Annotated in this window: 16 protein-coding genes; all 16 read right to left on the bottom strand. The window is 69.8% G+C overall.

Translation table 11 applies throughout. From position 1 onward, the window contains the following. Nucleotides 1-26 precede the first annotated feature (26 nt). The 16 genes from PQB87_RS25440 to PQB87_RS25365 all read right to left on the bottom strand — a co-directional run bounded on the left by PQB87_RS25440 (nt 27) and on the right by PQB87_RS25365 (nt 17,900). Complete coding sequence (locus tag PQB87_RS25440; protein ID WP_059683696.1) at nt 27-1,106, bottom strand: 3-ketosteroid-9-alpha-monooxygenase, oxygenase component; 1,080 nt, start codon at nt 1,104-1,106, stop codon at nt 27-29. Between the two features lie 68 nt (nt 1,107-1,174). Next, complete coding sequence (locus PQB87_RS25435; RefSeq protein WP_489244208.1) at nt 1,175-3,640, bottom strand: efflux RND transporter permease subunit; 2,466 nt, start codon at nt 3,638-3,640, stop codon at nt 1,175-1,177. Between the two features lie 64 nt (nt 3,641-3,704). Then, nucleotides 3,705-4,682 carry a WD40/YVTN/BNR-like repeat-containing protein gene (locus PQB87_RS25430; protein WP_111939991.1) on the bottom strand — a complete coding sequence of 326 codons (978 nt, stop codon included), beginning with the start codon at nt 4,680-4,682 and terminating at the stop codon, nt 3,705-3,707. 181 nt (nt 4,683-4,863) lie between these two features. Next, the gene (locus tag PQB87_RS25425; protein WP_027791721.1) at nt 4,864-6,069 is read right to left on the bottom strand and encodes an acetyl-CoA C-acyltransferase; all 1,206 of its coding nucleotides are present in this window, start codon (nt 6,067-6,069) and stop codon (nt 4,864-4,866) included. A gap of 17 nt (nt 6,070-6,086) precedes the next feature. After that, nucleotides 6,087-6,572 carry a MaoC family dehydratase gene (locus PQB87_RS25420; RefSeq protein WP_111940070.1) on the bottom strand — a complete coding sequence of 162 codons (486 nt, stop codon included), beginning with the start codon at nt 6,570-6,572 and terminating at the stop codon, nt 6,087-6,089. After that, nucleotides 6,572-7,372, bottom strand: a complete 801-nt coding sequence (locus PQB87_RS25415; protein ID WP_089447760.1) for an SDR family oxidoreductase — start codon at nt 7,370-7,372, stop codon at nt 6,572-6,574. The genes PQB87_RS25420 and PQB87_RS25415 overlap by 1 nt, the downstream gene beginning before the upstream one ends. Further along, nucleotides 7,369-8,571, bottom strand: coding sequence for an acyl-CoA dehydrogenase family protein (locus tag PQB87_RS25410; protein ID WP_059650534.1), 1,203 nt, complete (start codon nt 8,569-8,571; stop codon nt 7,369-7,371). The genes PQB87_RS25415 and PQB87_RS25410 overlap by 4 nt, the downstream gene beginning before the upstream one ends. Next, on the bottom strand, nt 8,568-9,899 hold the full coding sequence (locus PQB87_RS25405) for an acyl-CoA dehydrogenase family protein (protein ID WP_489244207.1): 1,332 nt from the start codon (nt 9,897-9,899) through the stop codon (nt 8,568-8,570). The genes PQB87_RS25410 and PQB87_RS25405 overlap by 4 nt, the downstream gene beginning before the upstream one ends. Before the next feature lie 2 nt (nt 9,900-9,901). Next, nucleotides 9,902-10,780, bottom strand: a complete 879-nt coding sequence (locus tag PQB87_RS25400; RefSeq protein ID WP_048025090.1) for an SDR family oxidoreductase — start codon at nt 10,778-10,780, stop codon at nt 9,902-9,904. Nucleotides 10,781-10,821: 41 nt separating this feature from the next. Then, entirely contained in the window at nt 10,822-11,973 is a 1,152-nt protein-coding gene (locus PQB87_RS25395) for an acetyl-CoA C-acetyltransferase (protein ID WP_489244206.1), read from the bottom strand. Then, complete coding sequence (locus PQB87_RS25390; protein WP_060052538.1) at nt 11,973-13,040, bottom strand: acyl-CoA dehydrogenase family protein; 1,068 nt, start codon at nt 13,038-13,040, stop codon at nt 11,973-11,975. Before PQB87_RS25390 ends, PQB87_RS25395 begins: the two co-directional genes overlap by 1 nt. A 35-nt stretch (nt 13,041-13,075) precedes the next feature. Continuing rightward, complete coding sequence (locus PQB87_RS25385; RefSeq protein WP_021159434.1) at nt 13,076-14,245, bottom strand: acyl-CoA dehydrogenase family protein; 1,170 nt, start codon at nt 14,243-14,245, stop codon at nt 13,076-13,078. After that, nucleotides 14,242-15,057 (bottom strand): enoyl-CoA hydratase family protein, encoded by an 816-nt coding sequence (locus PQB87_RS25380; RefSeq protein ID WP_059683711.1) that lies wholly within the window; start codon nt 15,055-15,057, stop codon nt 14,242-14,244. Before PQB87_RS25380 ends, PQB87_RS25385 begins: the two co-directional genes overlap by 4 nt. A gap of 19 nt (nt 15,058-15,076) precedes the next feature. Further along, nucleotides 15,077-16,177: an NAD(P)H-dependent flavin oxidoreductase gene (locus tag PQB87_RS25375; protein ID WP_489244205.1), complete on the bottom strand. Its 1,101-nt coding sequence runs from the start codon at nt 16,175-16,177 to the stop codon at nt 15,077-15,079. Then, on the bottom strand, nt 16,174-17,094 hold the full coding sequence (locus PQB87_RS25370) for an enoyl-CoA hydratase (RefSeq protein WP_489244204.1): 921 nt from the start codon (nt 17,092-17,094) through the stop codon (nt 16,174-16,176). The genes PQB87_RS25375 and PQB87_RS25370 overlap by 4 nt, the downstream gene beginning before the upstream one ends. A gap of 8 nt (nt 17,095-17,102) precedes the next feature. Continuing rightward, on the bottom strand, nt 17,103-17,900 hold the full coding sequence (locus PQB87_RS25365) for a CoA-transferase subunit beta (RefSeq protein ID WP_119337901.1): 798 nt from the start codon (nt 17,898-17,900) through the stop codon (nt 17,103-17,105). Between the last annotated feature and the right edge of the window lie 5 nt (nt 17,901-17,905).

Raw genomic sequence — 17,905 nt, 5'->3', positions numbered from 1 at the left:
CCGGCCGGCGGACGGCCCGCCGGTTCTTACCGCGGCTCGAACACGTGATGCAGCGCCGGCGGTGCATCACCTTCGCGAATCCGCATCTCGAATGCCTTGCGCGCGACGCTCGTCGGCCGCACGTCCGCCACGTCCAGGTAGAACTGCGAATACCAGTCGCGCATCTGGTACAGCGGCCCGTCGCCCTCGCACAGCAGCGGGTTGTCGATCCGCGTCTTGCTGTGCCAGATGTCGACGTCCTCGTAGAACGCGCGCTGCGCTTCCTTCACGTACGCGTTCGCGATCTCCGTGTTCTGCTCGTCGGACAGCCCGGCCACCTTCTTCACGATCACGCCGTAGCGCAGCTCGAAGCTGTTCATGTCGATCGGCACGTGGCAGTTCAGCAGCACCGAGTGGATCGGCTGCCCGCCGCTCTGCCCCGTCATCTGCGTGATGTGCACGGCCGGCCCGAAATACGTCGACAGCGCGGTCAGGGCGTCGCCGCCGAGCTTCTCGCTGCGGCCGACCATCAGCTGCGTCGCCTTGTGGTCCTCGAACAGGTTCGCGAAATAGTCGATCGGCGCGCGGTGCACGGTCGCGAAGTGCGCGACGTCCGAGATGTTGTCGACCAGCTCGCGGCAGTTGGCCTGGATCACCATCTTGTCGACGACCCAGCCCGACCATTCGTCGGAGAAGCACACGTCGAGGCGCGGTATCGCGACTTCGGGCGGCGGTGCGTTGCCTTCCGGGTCGTTCCATACGAACAGCAGGTTGTTTTCCTCGCAGGTCGGCCATGTGCCGATGCGCGCCTTCGGCGGGATCCGCTTGCAGTACGGAATCGATGCGCACTGCCCTTCGCCGCTCCACGCCCAGCCGTGGAACGGGCACACGAGGTTGTCGCCCTGCACCGTGCCGAGGCTCAGGTCGGCGCCCATGTGCGGGCAGTACGCGTCGACGACGTTGACCTTGCCGGTCGAATCGGCGAACACGGCGAGCTTGCGGCCGAAGGCATTCAGCGTATGCGGCTTGCCGTCCTTGTAGTCGCGGGCGAGCCCGAGGCAGTGCCAGCCGCGCGCATAGCGCTGCGCGAGCGGCTGGGCTTCGATCTTGTAAGGGCGTGCGGACATGTGGGTTGACTCCTCTTGTGGACAACGCGCGGCGGCCGGCCGCGCGCAGGGGGAAATGGGGGCGCCGGTCAGCGCATCGGGTTGCCGGGTTCGAGCGCGGGCGACGGTTTCAGCGTTGCCGGAGCCGCCGGCGACGGCTGCGCGTGCGCCTGCTGCACGCGGCGCTCGGCACGCTCGACGCCGAGCCATGCGGCGAGCGCGGGCAGCAGGAACACGGCGCCGAACAGGTTCACGAGGAACATGAACGCGAGCAGCACGCCCATGTCGACCTGGAACTTCAGCGCGGAAAACGCCCACGTGCCGACGCCGATGAACATCGTGACGGCCGTGAACAGCGCGGCCGTGCCGCGCTGGCGCATCGCGTCGGCGAACGCGTCCGGCAGCGTCTCGCCGTGGCGGAGATCGTGCTGCAGGCGTTCGTACAGGTAGATCCCGTAGTCGACGCCCACGCCCACGCCGAGCGTGATCACCGGCAGCGTCGCGACCTTCAGCCCGATGCCGAGAAGCGCCATCACCGCATTGCACAGGATCGACACGAGCGTGAGCGGCACGATGATGCACAGCACCGCGCGCCACGAGCGGAACGTGACCGCGCAGAGCAGCGCGATCGCGCCGAAGATCGACAGCAGCATTGCGATCTCCGCGTCGCCGACCGCCTCGTTGGTCGCCGCCATCACGCCGACGTTGCCGCCCGCGAGCCGGAACGCGACGTTCGGCGTCGGGTTCTCGGCCGCGAAACGCTTGATCTCGTCGACGATGTGCGCGATGGTCGTGCCTTCGTGATTCTTCGTGTAGATCAGGACCTGGATCGCCTTGCAGTTCGCGGTGTTCATCCCGTTGTCGGGGTCGAACGCGTTGGAGCCTTGCGTGAGCCCGTCGCTCGAGCGCGGCAGCGCGGCCCAGCGCGGGTTGCCCTCGTTGAATGCGGCGATGAACACCTTGCCCTGCGACGACACGCTCGTCACCGACTGCACGCCGGCCACGCCGCGCATGTTCATCTCGAACTGCTCGATCGCGCTCATCACCGGGTAATGCAGGCACGCGTCGTCGAAGCCGGTCGTCTCGACGATCACCGACAGCACGTCCACGCCGATGTTGTACTGGTGCGTGATCGCCGCGTTGTCGATGTTGTAGCGCGAGTTCGCGCGCAGCTCCGGCGCGCCGGTGCCGATGTCGCCGATCTCCAGCTTGCGCGATTCGAGCGTGCCGTACGCGAGCAGCGCCAGCGCCACCGCGAACACGCCGAGCGCGGGCGCCGGCCGCGCGAATACCGCGAAGCGCGACCACCTCCCGCTGCCGCCGGCCGCCGCCGTGCGCTGCGCGCGCGCCAAGGTGCCGCGTTCGAGGCGCGTGTACGACAGCAGGATCGGCAGGAACACCTTGTTGGTGACGATCATCAGCAGCACGCCGAGGCACGCGGTAATGCCGAGCTCGCGCACGATGTCGATCCTGATCCGCATGATGACCATGAAGCCGAGCGCGTTGGTCAGCAGCGCGACCGTGCCCGGCACGAACAGCTTGCGGAACGCGTCGCGCGCGGCGTCGGCCGGCGACGCGCCGCGCACCAGCGCCTGCTTCCACGCGTTGGTCATCTGCACCGCGTGCGACACGCCGATCGAGAAGATCAGGAACGGCACGAGGATCGACATCGGGTCGATGCCGAGCCCGAGCAGCGGCAGCGCGCCGAGCAGCCACACGACCGGCAGCAGCGCGACGACGAGCGCCAGCACGGTGGTCTTCAGCGAGCGCGTGTAGGCAAACAGCAGCGCGGCCGTCACGAGGAACGCGAGCGCGAAGAACGCCATCACGCCCGCGATCCCGTTCTCGACGTCGCCCACCAGCTTCGCGAAACCGATGATGTTCACGTCGATGCCCTGCTTCGCATAACGCGCGCGGATTTCCTCGAGCTGACGCGCGACCGCGCTGTAGTCGAGCCGCTTGCCGGTGGCCGGGTCTGTCTCGCGCAGTTCCGCGCGGATCAGCGCCGATTTCAGGTCGTTGCCGACGAGGCGGCCGATCTGCCCCGAACGCGCGACGTTGCGGCGCACCTTCGCGAGATCGTCCGGGTTCGCGCTCGAGAACTGGCCGGGCACGACCACGTCGCCGCGAAAGCCGGCCTCGGTCACTTCCGTGTAGTGGACGTTCGGCGTGAACAGCGAGAACACGCGCGAGCGGTTCACGCCGGGGATGAAGAAGACGTCGTCGGTCGCGTGGCGCAGCGCGTCCATGAACGTCTGGTTGTAGATGTCGCCGTCGCCCTTCCAGCGCAGGCTCACGAGGATCGTGTTCGCGCCGGGGAACGCACCCGCATAGCGCTCGAACACCTGCATGTACGGGTGCTGCATCGGGATCATCTTGTTGAAGCCCGGATCGAGCTTCAGGCGCGTGGCCGACAAGCCGAGCGCGAGCGTCACCGCGACGCACAGCAGCATCAGCAGCTTGCGCCGACGGATGATCGTGTCGGCGCAGCGCTCGACGAACGCGGCGAGACGCGACGCGGAAACGGCTTCGGGAGGACGTGACAGGTCGTTCATGGAATTCTCGGGTCGGGACGGACGATGCGAAACGAACGGAAGCTGGCGGTGCGGGCGGCCGGCGTCAGGACGGCGACGGCGTCGACGCAAGCGCGCCGGCCAGCGGCGCGACGCCGGCCTCGCCGCCGAGCAGCAGCGCGCCGTGGCCCATGTCGAGCACGGCCGCGAGACTCTGCACGCCGCCGAGCTTGCGCACGTCGAAGGTCAGCCCGCCGTCGCGCGACGCGACGATCGCGCCGCCCTGGCCCACCAGCACGAGTTCGCCGTCGGCGAGCTGGGTCGCGCCGAAGTACGACACCGGCACGTGGCTGTCCACATGCGTCCAGGTCGCGCCGCGATCGGTGCTGCGCACCACGTTGCCGCGCATCCCGTACGCGACCCAGTCGCCGTTCGCGAGCATCAGCGCGCCGAACAGCGAACCGGCGTACGGCGACGGCAGCTTGTCCCACGTCGCGCCGTTGTCGGTCGAGCGCAGCAGCGTGCCGCTCTCGCCCGCGACCAGCAGGTTGCCGTGGCCGTCGCCGACGATCGCGTTGAGGTGACGGTCGCCGGCCGGCGTCTTCAGCGGCTGCCACGTGAGGCCCGCGTCGTCCGAGCGCAGCAGCTGGCCGAAGCTGCCGGCCGCGAACAGCGGGCCGCCCGCCGCGCCCCACACGGACAGCAGCGGATCGGAATGCTCATGGTCGATGTGCACTTCACGCCAGTGCATGCCGGCGTCGTCGCTGCGGACGATCCGGCCGTCGTGGCCGACCGCGATCCCGAGCGTCGGCGTGATGAAACGCACCTGCGTGAGCGTCGATGCCTGGTCGGGCGTGACCGACGCCGGCCGCCAGCGGGCGCCCGAATCGTCGCTCAGCAGGATCACGCCGCGTTCGCCGACCGCGACGATGCGCGCGCCGGCCCGGGCGAGCCCGTTGATCTGCAGCCGGTCCGCATGGATCGCGGTGACCGGGAACGCCGGCAGCGGGCGCGGCGAAAACGCGAACAGCGCGGCGCCGAGCACGAGCGCCGACATCGCGAGTCCGGGCAAGGTTCGTTTCATTGCTTGTCTCCTGTTTCTGCGTTCGACGGCCGTTGGCGCATGCGCGCCGACGACCGTCGCCTGCAAGTCTCCGGGCCGCCGGTCATGGCCGCGGCCTCGAATCGTCGTTCGTGAATGGTTCGCCGCGTGTGCGGCGCGGCCCATCCGCGTGCCGCTATGTCCGCTACGTGCGCTACGTGCGCTATGCGCCGACCTCGAACAGCGCGGCGGCACCCATCCCGCCGCCGATGCACATCGTCACGACCGCGTGCCGTACGCCGCGCCGCGCGCCTTCGAGCAGTGCGTGCATCGTCATCCGCGTACCCGACATCCCGAACGGATGGCCGAGCGCGATCGCACCGCCGTCGACGTTCAGCCGGGCGTCGGGAATGCCGAGCGTGTCGCGGCAGTACAGCGCCTGGCACGCGAACGCCTCGTTCAGCTCCCACAGCCCGATGTCGCCGACGGTCATGCCGAAGCGCGCCAGCAGCTTCGGAATCGCGAACACCGGGCCGATGCCCATCTCGTCGGGCTCGCAGCCGGCCACCGCGAGGCCGCGGAACGCGCCGAGCGGCGTCAGCCCACGGCGTAGCGCCTCGCTGCGCGACATCACGACCACGGCCGCCGCGCCGTCCGACAGCTGCGACGCATTGCCGGCCGTCACGAACTCGCCCTGCTCGACGACCTTGCCGCCGCTCCACGACGGCTTCAGCCCCGCGAGCCGTTCGGCCGTCGTGTCGGCGCGCACGCCTTCGTCGCGCGCCGCACGCAGATCCTCGTGGCCGGCCGGATTGCCTTCCTTGTCGAACAGCGCGCGCCGCACGTCGAGCGGCGCAATTTCCGCATCGAAGCGGCCGGCCGCCTGGGCGTCGGCCGTGCGCTGGTGGCTCTGCAGCGCGAATTCGTCCTGCGCCGCACGCGAGATTCCGTAGCGGCGCGACACGATCTCGGCCGTCTCCATCATCGCCATGTACGCGGCCGGCTGGTGGTCGAGCACGGCCTGCGAACGCGCGCGATACGCGTTCTTGTGCTTGTTCTGCGTGAGCGAGATCGACTCGACGCCGCCCGCGACGACGATCCGCGCATCGCCCGCGCCGATGCTGCGCGCGGCGCTCGCGATCGACATCAGGCCCGACGAGCACATGCGGTCGATCGCCATGCCGGGCACCGAAGCCGGCAGCCCGGCCGCCGCCGCCGACAGGCGGCCGATGTTGTAGCCCTGCGTGCCCTGCTGCGCGGCGCAGCCGATCAGCACGTCGTCGACGTCGGCCGGCGCGACGCCCGCGCGCTCGAGCGCGGTGCGCACCACGTGGCCGCCCAGCGCGGGCGCCTCGGTGTCGTTGAACATGCCGCGAAACGCCTTGCCGATCGGCGTGCGTGCGACGGAAACGATGACTGCGTCTTCCATGGGCTGGCTCTCTGAATCTAGAAGTAATAACGGCTGATCGTGTCGGCCACGCAGCCGGGTTTCGCTTCGCCTTCGATCTCGACGGTCACGCGAATCCATGCCTGCACGCCGCCGTCGAGCGGCTCGACGCGCAGCAGCTCGCCGACGCCGCGCACGCGCGCGCCGACCTTCACCGGCGCGGGGAAACGGATCCTGTCGCAGCCGTAGTTGACGCCGAGCCGCGCGCCGTCGATGCGCACGATCTGCGGCAGGAAATGATTGACGAGCGACAGCGTCAGGTAGCCGTGCGCGATGCACGCGCCGAACGGGCCGTCCTTCGCGCGCACCGGATCGACGTGCACCCACTGGTGATCGCCGGTCGCGTCGGCGAAGCCGTCGATGCGGATCTGGTCGATCGCGAGCCACGCGCTCGCGCCGAGCGTGTTGCCGACGGCCGCCGCGAGTTCGCCGGGATGCGCGAACACGCGGGGCGTCGCGCGCACGGGGTCGAGGGTCGTGCTCATCATGCGTGCTGGCTGCTGACCGACAGCACTTCGCCCGTCATGTACGACGCGTAATCGCTTGCAAGGAACACCATCACGTTCGCGACCTCCCAGACTTCGGCGGCGCGCCCGAAGGCTTCGCGCGACGCCAGTTGATTCAGCAGGTCGGCCGGGGCCGACTTCTTCAGAAAATCGTGCATCGCGATGCTCGGCGCGACCGCGTTGATGCGCACGCCGTAGGGCGACGCCTCGAGCGCCGCGCAGCGCGTGAGCGCCATCACACCCGCCTTCGCGGCCGCGTAGTGCGCCTGTTCCGCCTGCGCGCGCCAGCCGAGCACCGATGCGTTGTTGACGATCGCGCCACGGCCGCGGGCCTGCATGTGCGGCAGCATCGCGCGCGTCATCCGGAACGTCCCGGTGAGGCTAATGTCGATCACGCGCGACCATTCGGCATCGTCCATATCGACGATGCGGGTCGACCCGCCGAGCCCCGCGTTGTTGATCAGCACGTCGACGCCGTCGAGCTTGTCCTGGGCCTCCGCGACCAGCGCCTGCACGTCGGCCTCCACCGCGACGTTGCACAGGCGGCCGTAGACCTGTTGCAGCCCCGTTTCGGCACGCAGCGTTTCGACGGCCTGTTCGAGGCGCTTTTCGTGGATGTCGGAGATGAACAGCGCGCGGCAGCCTTCCTCCGCGCAGCGGCGCGCGGCCGCGAAGCCGATGCCGGCGCCGGCGGCGGCCGTGATCAGCACCGATTTGCCGGCGAGCAGCTGGTGGCCCGGCACGTAGGCCGGCGCTTTCTGGATCTGGGGTTCGGTCATGCTGTGCCTCGTGGTTCCCTGGGCATGCCGAGCCCGCGCTCGGCCATGATGTTGAGCTGGATTTCGTTGGTACCCGCGTAGATCGTGTCCGCACGGGAGAACAGGAATACGCGCTGCAGATGGGTGAGCTTCTCGTCGGCCGGATCGATCACGTTCGCGCGGGGCCCGAGCGCATCCATCGCAAGCTGGCCGAGGTCGCGGTGCCAGTTCGACCAGAAATACTTGTAGATCAATGCCTCGCGGCGCAGCGGCGCGGTGGCACCGCCATCGGCGTCGTCGGCGCCGGACAGCATGCGCAGCGCGTTGTAGCGCATCACGCGCAGCCCGGCCCACGCGCGGCCGATCCGCTGCCGCAGCACCGGGTCGCGGTCCGCGCCCGATTCGCGCGCGGCGTCGATCACCCATTCGAGTTCGCGGACGAACTGCATCTGCTGGCCGAGCGTCGACATCCCGCGTTCGAAACCGAGCAGCGTCATCGCGATCCGCCAGCCGTCGCCGGGCGCGCCGACGAGGTCGCGTGCTTCCGCGCGCGCGCCGTCGAAGAACACTTCGTTGAATTCCGCGCCGCCGTTGAGCTGCCTGATCGGCCGGATCTCGATGCCCGGCTGGTCGAGCGGCATCAGCAGGAACGACAGCCCCTTGTTGCCCTTCGACGCGGGATCGGTGCGCGCGAGCACGAAGATCCAGTCGGAATCGTGTGCGAGCGACGTCCAGACCTTCTGGCCGTGGACGCGCCACGTTCCGTCCGCATCCTGTTCGGCACGCGTGCGCACGTTGGCCAGGTCGGAACCCGCGCCCGGCTCCGAATAGCCCTGGCACCAGAACTGCGTGCCGGCGAGAATGCCGGGCAGGAAGCGCGCGCGCTGGTCGTCGGTGCCGCAGGCGACGAGCGTCGGCCCGAGCAGCCCTTCGCCGATGTGGCCCATCCTTCCCGGGCCTCCGGCGCGCGCGTATTCCTCGTGGAAGATCACCTGTTCGGCCACCGAGAAGCCGCGCCCGCCGGCGGCGGTCGGCCAGCCAAGGCCGGTCCAGCCGCCCTGCGCCAGTTCCCGCTCCCATGCCTTGCGCAGGTCGGGAAACGCTTCCTCGTCGCCGGGGCCGCCGCGATATTTCAGGCACGCGAATTCGCCGGTCAGGTGCGATTGCACCCAGTCGGCCACTTCGTGCCGCAATTGCTGTTCGCGCGTTTCGCTGTTCATTGAAGGGCTCCTGCGCGTGCGGCGGACGGACGGGATGCGGCTGCAGCCGGTGGCTCGAACGCTTCGCCACGCTGCGATGCGCCGCCTTCGATCGCATGGCATGCGATCCATTCGAGCAGTTGCGGCGTGCTGCCGAACTGCGCGCCCGACGCCTGCGCGCGCTTGAAGTAGAGATGGGGGTCGTATTCCCACGTGAAGCCGACGCCGCCGTGCAACTGGATCGCTTCCTGGGCGCAGAACGCATACGCGTCGTTCGCGGCGGATTTCGCCGCGGCGATGTCGGCACGCAATGCGTTGCCCGGCACCACGCTGCCGGCTTCCGCGTCCCATGCGTGCGCGGCGCCGAGCACGGCCGAGCGCGCCGATTCGATCAGCACCATCATCTGCGCGCAACGGTGCTTGACGGCCTGGAACGACGCGATCGCGCGGCCGAACTGCACGCGCTGGCTCGTGTAGTCGAGCGTCAGGTCGAGGCATTGCTGTGCGCCGCCGAGTTGTTCGGCGGCCAGCGCGAGCGCCGCGAACCATGCGGCGCGTTCGAGCACCTGCGCCGCGTCGCGGCCTGCAATCAGCGCGTCGCGGCTCACGCGCACGTCGTCGAGCGCAATCCGTGCGAGCGGCCTCGTCGCGTCGAGCGTGTCGAGCGGCGTCACCGCAACGCCGGCCGCGCCGGTGGTCATGTCGATCGCGAACAGGCCGACCGACTGCCCTTCGTTCGCGATCCGCGCCGGAACCAGCAGCAGGTCGGCGCGCGCACCGTCGAGCACTTGTGCTGCGACGCCGGACAGTGCGAAGCCAGCCGCGGTTTCTTCCGCGATGAACGGAAGCGATCGCGCACTGGCCGGTTCGTCGCACGAGTCGCCGAAAGATGCGCCGAACGCATTGGCACCCGGCCGGCCATATGGCCGGCCGACCCGCGCGCCACCTGGCTCGCCGAATAGCCAGTCGAACGGCAGCGCCAGCGTCGCGCTGCACGCGCCTTCGGCGATCTTCGCGAGCCAGCCGGTCGCCAGCGACGTGTCGCAGCCGCCCAGCGCGGTCGCCGCGAGGCACGCGGTCGAAAAATACGGCACGCACGCGATGCGCCGGCCCAGCTGTTCCATCAGCACCGTCTGCTCGACCGCGCCGAGCCCGAGCCCGCCCGCCGCCTCCGGCAGCGCGAGCGCGTTCCAGCCGAGTTCGCCCGCCAATGCAGCCCACAGCGCATCGTCGCGGCCGGCCGATTGCTCGAGTGCGCGGCGCACGTCGGCGGACGCGCTGCGTTCGGCGAGCACGTCGGCGGCCGCGTCGCGGATCATCGCCTGTTCGTCGGTGAGCGCCAGATCCATGCTCAGCTCCCGTACACGCGCTGCGCGGGCCGCGCGTCGGCGAGCAGCCGCGCGACCGCCGGGCCGACCTCGGCCGCCGCCCAGCGCGCGCCGCGGTCGACGCTCGGGCCCGTGCGCCAGCCTTCCGCGACCGCGATCATCCCGCCCGCGACCTCGAACACCTGGCCCGTCACGTCGGCCGACAGCGCGCTGCCGAGCCACACGACGAGCGGCGCGACGTTGGCCGGGTCGAAATAGTCGAAGCCGCCGTCCTCGGGCTTCTTCATCATGTCGGCGAACACGCCTTCGGTCATCGACGTGCGCGCGGCCGGCGCGAGCGCGTTCACGCGCACGCCGTAGCGCTGCAACTCGGCCGCCTGCATCAGCGTGAGCGCGGCGATGCCGGCCTTCGCCGCGCCGTAGTTCGACTGGCCGATCGAGCCTTGCAGGCCGGCGCCGGAACTCGTGTTGACGATCCGCGCGTCGACCGCGTGGCCGGCCTTCGCGGCATCGCGCCACACACGCGCCAGCACGCTCGACAGGCAGAAGTGGCCACGCAGATGCACGCGCATCACGTCGTCCCAGTCGGTTTCGGTCATGCTCGTGAACATCTTGTCGCGGCAGATGCCCGCGTTGTTGACGAGCACGTGCACATCGCCGAACGCTTCGCGGGCCGCGTCGACGATCCGCTGCGCCGTTTCGACGCGCGTGATGTCGTCCGCATTCGCAAGCGCGTTGCCGCCGCGTCGTGCGATCTCGTCGCACACGGCCTGCGCGGCCTCGCGCCGGATGTCGTTGACGACGACCGCCGCGCCTTCGGCCGCGAACGCGAGCGCATATTCGCGCCCGAGCCCGCCGCCCGCGCCGGTGATGATGACGGTGCGTCCGTTACAGATTCCCATGCTGGTGCCTCTTGGATCGTGAGATCGTGAAAGTGACGCGCTCACAGGCGCTCGATGATCGTGACGTTCGCGAGGCCGCCGCCTTCGCACATCGTCTGCAATCCGTAACGACTGCCGGTGCGTTCCAGCTCGTGCAGCAGCGTCGTCATCAGCCGCGCACCGGTCGCGCCGAGCGGATGGCCGAGCGCGATGCCGCCGCCGTTCGGGTTGGTCTTTTCATGCGGGAAACGCGTATCGGCCAGCCACGCCTGTGCGACCGACGCGAACGCCTCGTTCATCTCGACGACGTCGATCTGCGACCAGTCGAGCCCGCTCTTCTTCAACGCGGCCTTCGTCGCCGGGATCGGCGCGGTGAGCATCCACAGCGGATCGTCGCCCAGCACGCTCAGGTGATGGATGCGCGCGCGCGGCGTGAGGCCGTAGCGCTTCAACGCGCCCTCCGACACGATCAGCAGCGCCGCGGCCGCGTCGCAGGTCTGGCTCGCGACGGCGGCCGTCAGCGAGCCGCCCGGCGTCAGCGGCTCGAGCGTCGCCATCTTTTCCAGCGACGTGTCGGGGCGCGGCGTCTCGTCGTGCAGTACGCCTTCGAGCGGCACGATTTCCCGCTTGAAATGACCGGCCTCGATCGCGGCGACCGCACGGCGATGGCTTTCGAGCGCATAGCGCTCCATCGCATCGCGCGACAGGTTCCAGTGATCGGCGATCCGCTGCGCGGCGACGAACTGCGACACCGGCGCATCGCCGAAGCGCGCGCGCCAGCCGGTGCTGCCCGAGAACGGGTCGTCGAAGCCGAGCGGGGCCGCGCAGGTCATCGCGGAAGAAATCGGGATCTGCGTCATCGTCTGCACGCCGCCCGCGACCACCACGTCCTGCACGCCGCTCATCACGGCCTGTGCGGCGAAATGCACGGCCTGCTGCGACGAGCCGCACTGGCGGTCGACCGTCACGCCCGGCACCTGCAGCGGCAACCCGGCCGCGAGCCAGCAGGTGCGTGCGATGTTGCCCGCGAGCGGGCCGATCGTGTCGACGCAGCCGAATACCACGTCGTCGTATTCGTCGGCGGGAATCGCGTTGCGCTCGACGAGCGTCTTCAGCACGAAGCCGCCGAGGTCGGCCGCATGCACGTGCGCGAGCCCGCCCTTGCGGCGGCCGGTCGGCGTGCGCAGCGCGTCGACGATATAGGCTTGTCTCATCAGTTGGATTCCTCGAGGTCGAAGGTCTGCGCGGGGCCGATCGGCAACGCGTCGCCGAGGATCGCGTCGGCCACGCGGGCCTTGTGGAACGCGCTGTCGCCCCAGCTGCCGGAGAGCGCCCAGATGCGCTTCATGAAGATCTGCAGGTCGAGCTCCCACGTGTAGCCGATCGCCCCGTGCACCTGCATCGAGTGACGCGCGGCGAGCTGCGCGGCCGACGTCGCCGCGAGCTTCGCGTGGGACACGAACACCGCGCGCTGCGGGTGATCGTCGGCGATCGCCTGCGCGGCGCGCGCGACCACCGGCCGCGCGAACTCGTAGCGGATCGCGACATCGGCAAGCAGATGCTTGAGCGCCTGGTACGACCCGATCGCCTTGCCGAACTGCTTGCGTTGCGCGCTGTAGTCGATCGCGACGTCGAGCACGCGCTGCGTGAGGCCGAGCAGTTGCGCGGCGACCGCGAACGCGCCGTGGTCGAGCGCACGGTCCAGCAGCGGCGCGGCTTCGTCGGCGCCTGCGATGCGCGTGGCCGCCGACGGCTCCCAGTCGAGCGTGAACAGCCGCCGCGACGGGTCGACGCTGTCCACCGCGCGCCACGCGCACTGCGCGGGATCGACGCGGTGCAGCTCGCCACGGTGCTCGCACAGGAGCGTCTGCGCGACGTGCACGTCGGCCGCATACGGGTTCGCCGGATGCACGAGCGCGACGCGCGCGCGCCCTTCGGCGATGTCGCGCAGCAGCGCGTCGCGCCAGTCGCTCGCCGGCAGCCGCGCGAGCACGCCGGCCGAGACGAGCGCCGTGTCGAGCAACGGCTCGGGGCTGCCGAAGTAACCGTAGGTCTGCGCGAGCAGCGCCCATTCCGCTTCGCTCAGGCCGAGGCCGCCGTGCGCCTCGGGCACCGACACGGCGGTCAGCCCCTGCGACGCGAACAGCGCCCACAGGTCGTCCGAACGCCCGGTCGGCGTGGCCCAGAGCTCGCGGATCAGCTCGGGCGTCATCTCGGTCATCAGCAGGCGCTTCACGCTGTCCGCGAGCGCTTCCTGGTCTTCATCGAATACGAAATCCATACGATGTCCGTTCAGTGAGGGTGGCGCCGGCGCCGTCATGCGCGCGGCATGCCGAGCATCCGTTCGGCGACGATGTTCCGCTGGATCTCGTTGGTGCCCGCGTAGATCGTGCCGGCCTGCGCGAACAGGAAGCCGTCGAGCCAGTGGCCGAGCGTCGCGTGCTGCGCGGCCGTCTGCGGGACGACCTCGCCGTGCGCGCCGAGAATGTCGAGCGCGGTCTGGTGCATGCGCAGGTCGAGCTCCGACCAGAACACCTTGTTGGTGCTCGACTCCGCGCCGATATGGCCGCCCTTCAGCAACCGGCTCGCGGTCGCGTAGGTCGACAGCGCATACGCCTGCGCATCCATCCACGCCTGTACCACGCGCTCGCGCAGCGTCGGATCTCGATCCGCGCTGTCGCGATGGGCGAGATACAGGTCGCGCAGCGCCTGCGCGGTGCGCTGGAAGCGCGCGGGCGAACGCAGCATCAGCCCGCGCTCGAAGCCGGCCGTCGCCATCGCGACCTGCCAGCCCGCGCCTTCGGCCGCGAGCCGGTTCTCGACCGGCACGCGCACGTCGTCGAAGAAGATTTCCGCGAAGCCCGTCTGCCCGTTCAGCTGGCGGATCGGCCGCACCGTGATGCCCGGCGCGGACAGCGGCACCATCAGGAACGTGAGCCCGTGGTGGCGTGACGATTCCGGGTCGCTGCGGAACAGCCCGAACAGCCAGTCGGCCCACACCGCGCGCGTCGACCAGATCTTCTGGCCGTTCAACACGTATTCGTCGCCGATCCGGGCGGCCGTCGTGCGAATCGCGGCCATGTCGGAACCTGCATTCGGCTCCGACCAGCCCTGTGCCCATACGTGCTCGCCGGCCGCCATCGCGGGCAGGAAACGCGCCTTCTGCTCCGCGGTGCCGAAATCCATCAGCGTCGGGCCGAGCAGGAAGATGCCGTTCTGGTTCACGCGCATCGGCGCGTCGGCACGCCAGTACTCTTCCTCGAAGATCAGCCACTCGATCAGGTCGCAGCCGCGCCCGCCCAGCTCGCGCGGCCACGTGACCATGCTCCAGCGGCCCGAGTGCAGCGTGCGCTCCCATTCGCGGTGCGCGGCGAAGCCTTCCTCGGTGTCGAAGCTCGGCAGCCGCTCGCGCGGCACGTGCGCGGCGAGCCATTCGCGGATCTCCGCGCGAAACGCCTGTTGCTGCGGCGTGTAGGTCAGGTTCATGCACGTGCCTCCTCGACGGTGGCCTGCGCATCGAAACGCGCGTCGCGCTTCTCGACGAACGCGGCGCGCGCTTCGGTCGAATCGTTCGTCATGTACGCCTGCAGCGTGAAGCCCTGCTCCCAGCGGTACTTGTCCTCGAGATCGCCGTCCTCGACGCCGTTCAGCGCCTCCTTCGCGAGCCGCACCATCGCCGGGCTCTTCTCCGCGATCTTGCGGGCGAGCGCGAGCGCCGCGTCGCGCAGCGTGTCGCGCGTCACGACCTGCTCGACCGCACCGAGCCGGTATGCTTCGGCCGCGTCGATCATCTCGCCCGTGAAGTACATCGCGCGCACCTTCTGCACGCCGAACAGCCGCTGCAGGTGCGCGCCGCCGCCCATCGCGCCACGGTCGATCTCGGGCACGCCGAAGCGCGCGCAGTCGGCCGCGACGACGATGTCCGCCGCGCCGCAGATGCCGATCCCGCCGCCGAGCACGAAACCGTGCACGGCCGCGATCACCGGCTTCGGGTTGCGGTGCACCGCGCGGAACGTCTCGTAATTGCCCGCGTTGACCGCCACGATCCGTTCCGGATGCGCGGCCAGCTCCTTGATGTCGACGCCCGCGCAGAAGCCGCGCCCCTCGCCGCGCACGACGATCACGCGGACCTCGTCGTCCTCGCCGAGCGCATCGAGCGCGCGGGAGAGCGCATGCCAGCCCTGCGCGTCGAGCGCGTTCACGGGTGGATGGGCGATCACCAGTTCGGCGATGCCGTCGGCGCGATCGATCCGGAACGGCATCGCGCCGGCCGGTTGGTTGGATCCTGTCATCTCCATTGCCTCCCTGTGATGTTGTTCATGCGCCCTGCGCTGCCGCCGTGCCGCGCAGCGCGGCCAGTGCGTCGAGTCGCTCGCCGGCTTCCGCGACGATCCGTGCGATCAGCGCGTCGCACGGTTCGATCACGCCGATCATCGCGGCCGCCTGGCCGCTCGGTAGCACGCCTTCATCGGGGCGGCCCTCGACGATCGCGCGCTGGATCAGGAACGGCGCGTTCGCCGCCATCAGCGTCTGGCTCGCCGTGTAGTCGTGCGAGCGCAGCGCCTTGATCGCGAGGCCGAGCATGTCGCCCGTGCTCAGGCCGTTCTGGCGGCGCCATGCGTCGGCCGTCTTCAGCGCGAACAGCGTGCGGCGCAGCGGGCCGAAGCGTTCGAGCTTCAGCAGGTACGGGTTGTCGATCATCCGTTGCGGCAGCCCGTCGAGCGCGTCCGACACGCGGATGCGCGCCGGGTCGCCGACCGCGACGTAGCGTTCGAGCGTCTCGCGCGGCACCGGCGATTCGGCGCTCATCAGGAAGCGCGTGCCCATCGCGATGCCGGCCGCGCCGTACGCGAGCGCGGCAGCCAGCCCGCGCCCGTCGAAGAACCCGCCGGCCGCGACCACCGGCACCCGCACCGCATCGAGCACCTTCGGCAGCAGCAGCGTGGTCGGCACCGAGCCCGTGTGGCCGCCGCCTTCCGCGCCCTGCACCGTCACGATGTCCGCGCCGAGCTCGACCGCCTTCACCGCATGCTTCGGTGCGCCGACGGTCGGCATGCAGACAATGCCGGCGTCCTTGAAGCGGCGGATCGTCTTTGCATCCGGCCCGCGGCCGTAGCTCACCGCGCGCAGCCGGTGCCGGATCGCCAGCTCGACGACCTGCTGCGCGTTCTTCTGGAACATGTGGAAATTGATGCCGAACGGCTTGTCCGTCAGCGACTTCACTTTCAGGATCTCGGCCTCGACCTGCTCGGGTTCGAGCGTCGCGCCGGCCAGGAAGCCGAAGCCGCCGGCGTTCGCGGTCGCCGCGACGAGCCGCGCATCGGCCACCCAGCCCATCGCGGTCTGCACGATCGGATAACGGCAGCCGAGCAGGTCGCACAAAGGCGTTTGCAGCGGGCCTTGAAGCGTCGTGCTCATGCGGCCGCTCCGTTGACGGCGACCGGTGCGGGCGCGTCGCCGCGATCAACGCCGTTCGGCTGACGCTGCGAACTGGCCATGCTGCGCGCGTCGTAGCCGCCGAGACGGTCGCCGCTCACGAGCTCGTTGTGCGCATGCGCGAAGTGATGCCACGCGAACGCCGCATCCATCGCCGCGCGCTTGCCCTGCAGTTCCTCGACGTGATTCAGTGCCTGCTTGGTCAGCGCGAGCCCGAGGCGCGGCATCGTCGCGACCTTCGCGGCGATCGCATAGGTCGCGTCGTGCAGCCGTTCGCGCGGCACGACGCGGTTGACCATCCCCATCTGGTACGCACGCTCGGCCGGCATCCGTTCGCCGAGGAACAGGAATTCCTTCGCGATGCGCGGGTTCAGTTCGTACGCATGCGCGAAATACTCGACGCCCGGAATCCCCATCCGCACGACCGGATCGGCGAAAAACGCATCCTCGGACGCGACGATCAGGTCGCACACCCACGCGAGCATCAGCCCGCCCGCGATACATGCGCCCTGCACCATCGCGATCGTCGGCTTCGGCAGGTCGCGCCAGCGCCGGCACATCCCGAGGTAGACCTCCTGCTCGCGTGCATAGAGGAATTCGCCGCCGTCCTTGTCGACGTGGTCGTACCACAGCGATGCGCGATCGAACGACTCGTGGATGTCGCGGCCCGGCGTGCCGATATCGTGGCCCGCCGAGAAATGCTTGCCGGCGCCCGCGAGCACGATCGCCTTCACCGCGTCGTCGTGCGCCGCGCGCCGGAACGCCGCGTCGAGCGCATACGTCATCTTCGAGTTCTGCGCGTTGTGATACTCGGGGCGGTTCATCGTGATCGTCGCGATGCCGCCGTCGACCGCGTAGTCGACGACACCGTCGCCGAACGTCATCTGGGTCGCTTCCATGTGGGACCTCATCCCCGGCGCGGCGCCGGATTGTTGCGCACGATCGTCGCGCGCAGGTTGTGCGGATCGAGCGCGCGCACGATGCGCAGGTCTTCCGCGTTCGGCGCGGCCGTCGTGCCGAGCTCCGGATGCGCGATCAACGGAAAGCCCGTCGCGTCCTGCACCTCGTCGAAGCTCACGCCCGGGTGCAGCGAGCGCACGCGGATCGCGTGGTCGGGGCCGCCGAAATCCATCACGCACAGGTCGGTGACGATGCTGCGCAGGTCGACGAAGGTTTTCATCCCGGGCAACCGGCGCGCCGGGTTGTGGCCGACCGTGCACACCATGTCGACTTCGCCCGCGACGAACGTGCGCTTGCCGTGGCCGCTGACGAAGAACGAGTTCGCGTGGTTCGTCGTGTTGCCGGGGAAGCCGCGCGCGCCGAGCAGCTGGGTTTTCGGGCGCGCGTAGTCGTCGCCGAGCCACGAGATGTTGGCCTGGCCGAAACGGTCGATCTGCGTCGGCATCACGAGCGCGTGGCGGCGGCCGTGCCACAGGCAGTCGAACACGCGTTCGTAGGTCATCCAGCCGCTCGCCTTCACGCGGTAGCCGTCGGGGCGCGGGCCGAGCGGCACCGGCTCCTCGACGAGATACGCTTCGCCGTCGGTCAGCATCAGCCCGTTGTTGTACGCAAGCCGCGCGAGGCCGGCCGCGAGCCGCGGGCCCGTGCCGATGCCGGTCGCCAGCACTTCGCCGTCGTCGCGCCAGAGTCGCGCGGACGCGACGATCATCAGTTCCGCGAGGGAATGGTCGAGAGATTCGCTCACAGGCG

Source organism: Burkholderia sp. KL41, from assembly GCF_057005415.2.
Note: the sequence above shows the minus strand (reverse complement) of the source record. Positions and strands in the feature narration are given on the sequence as shown.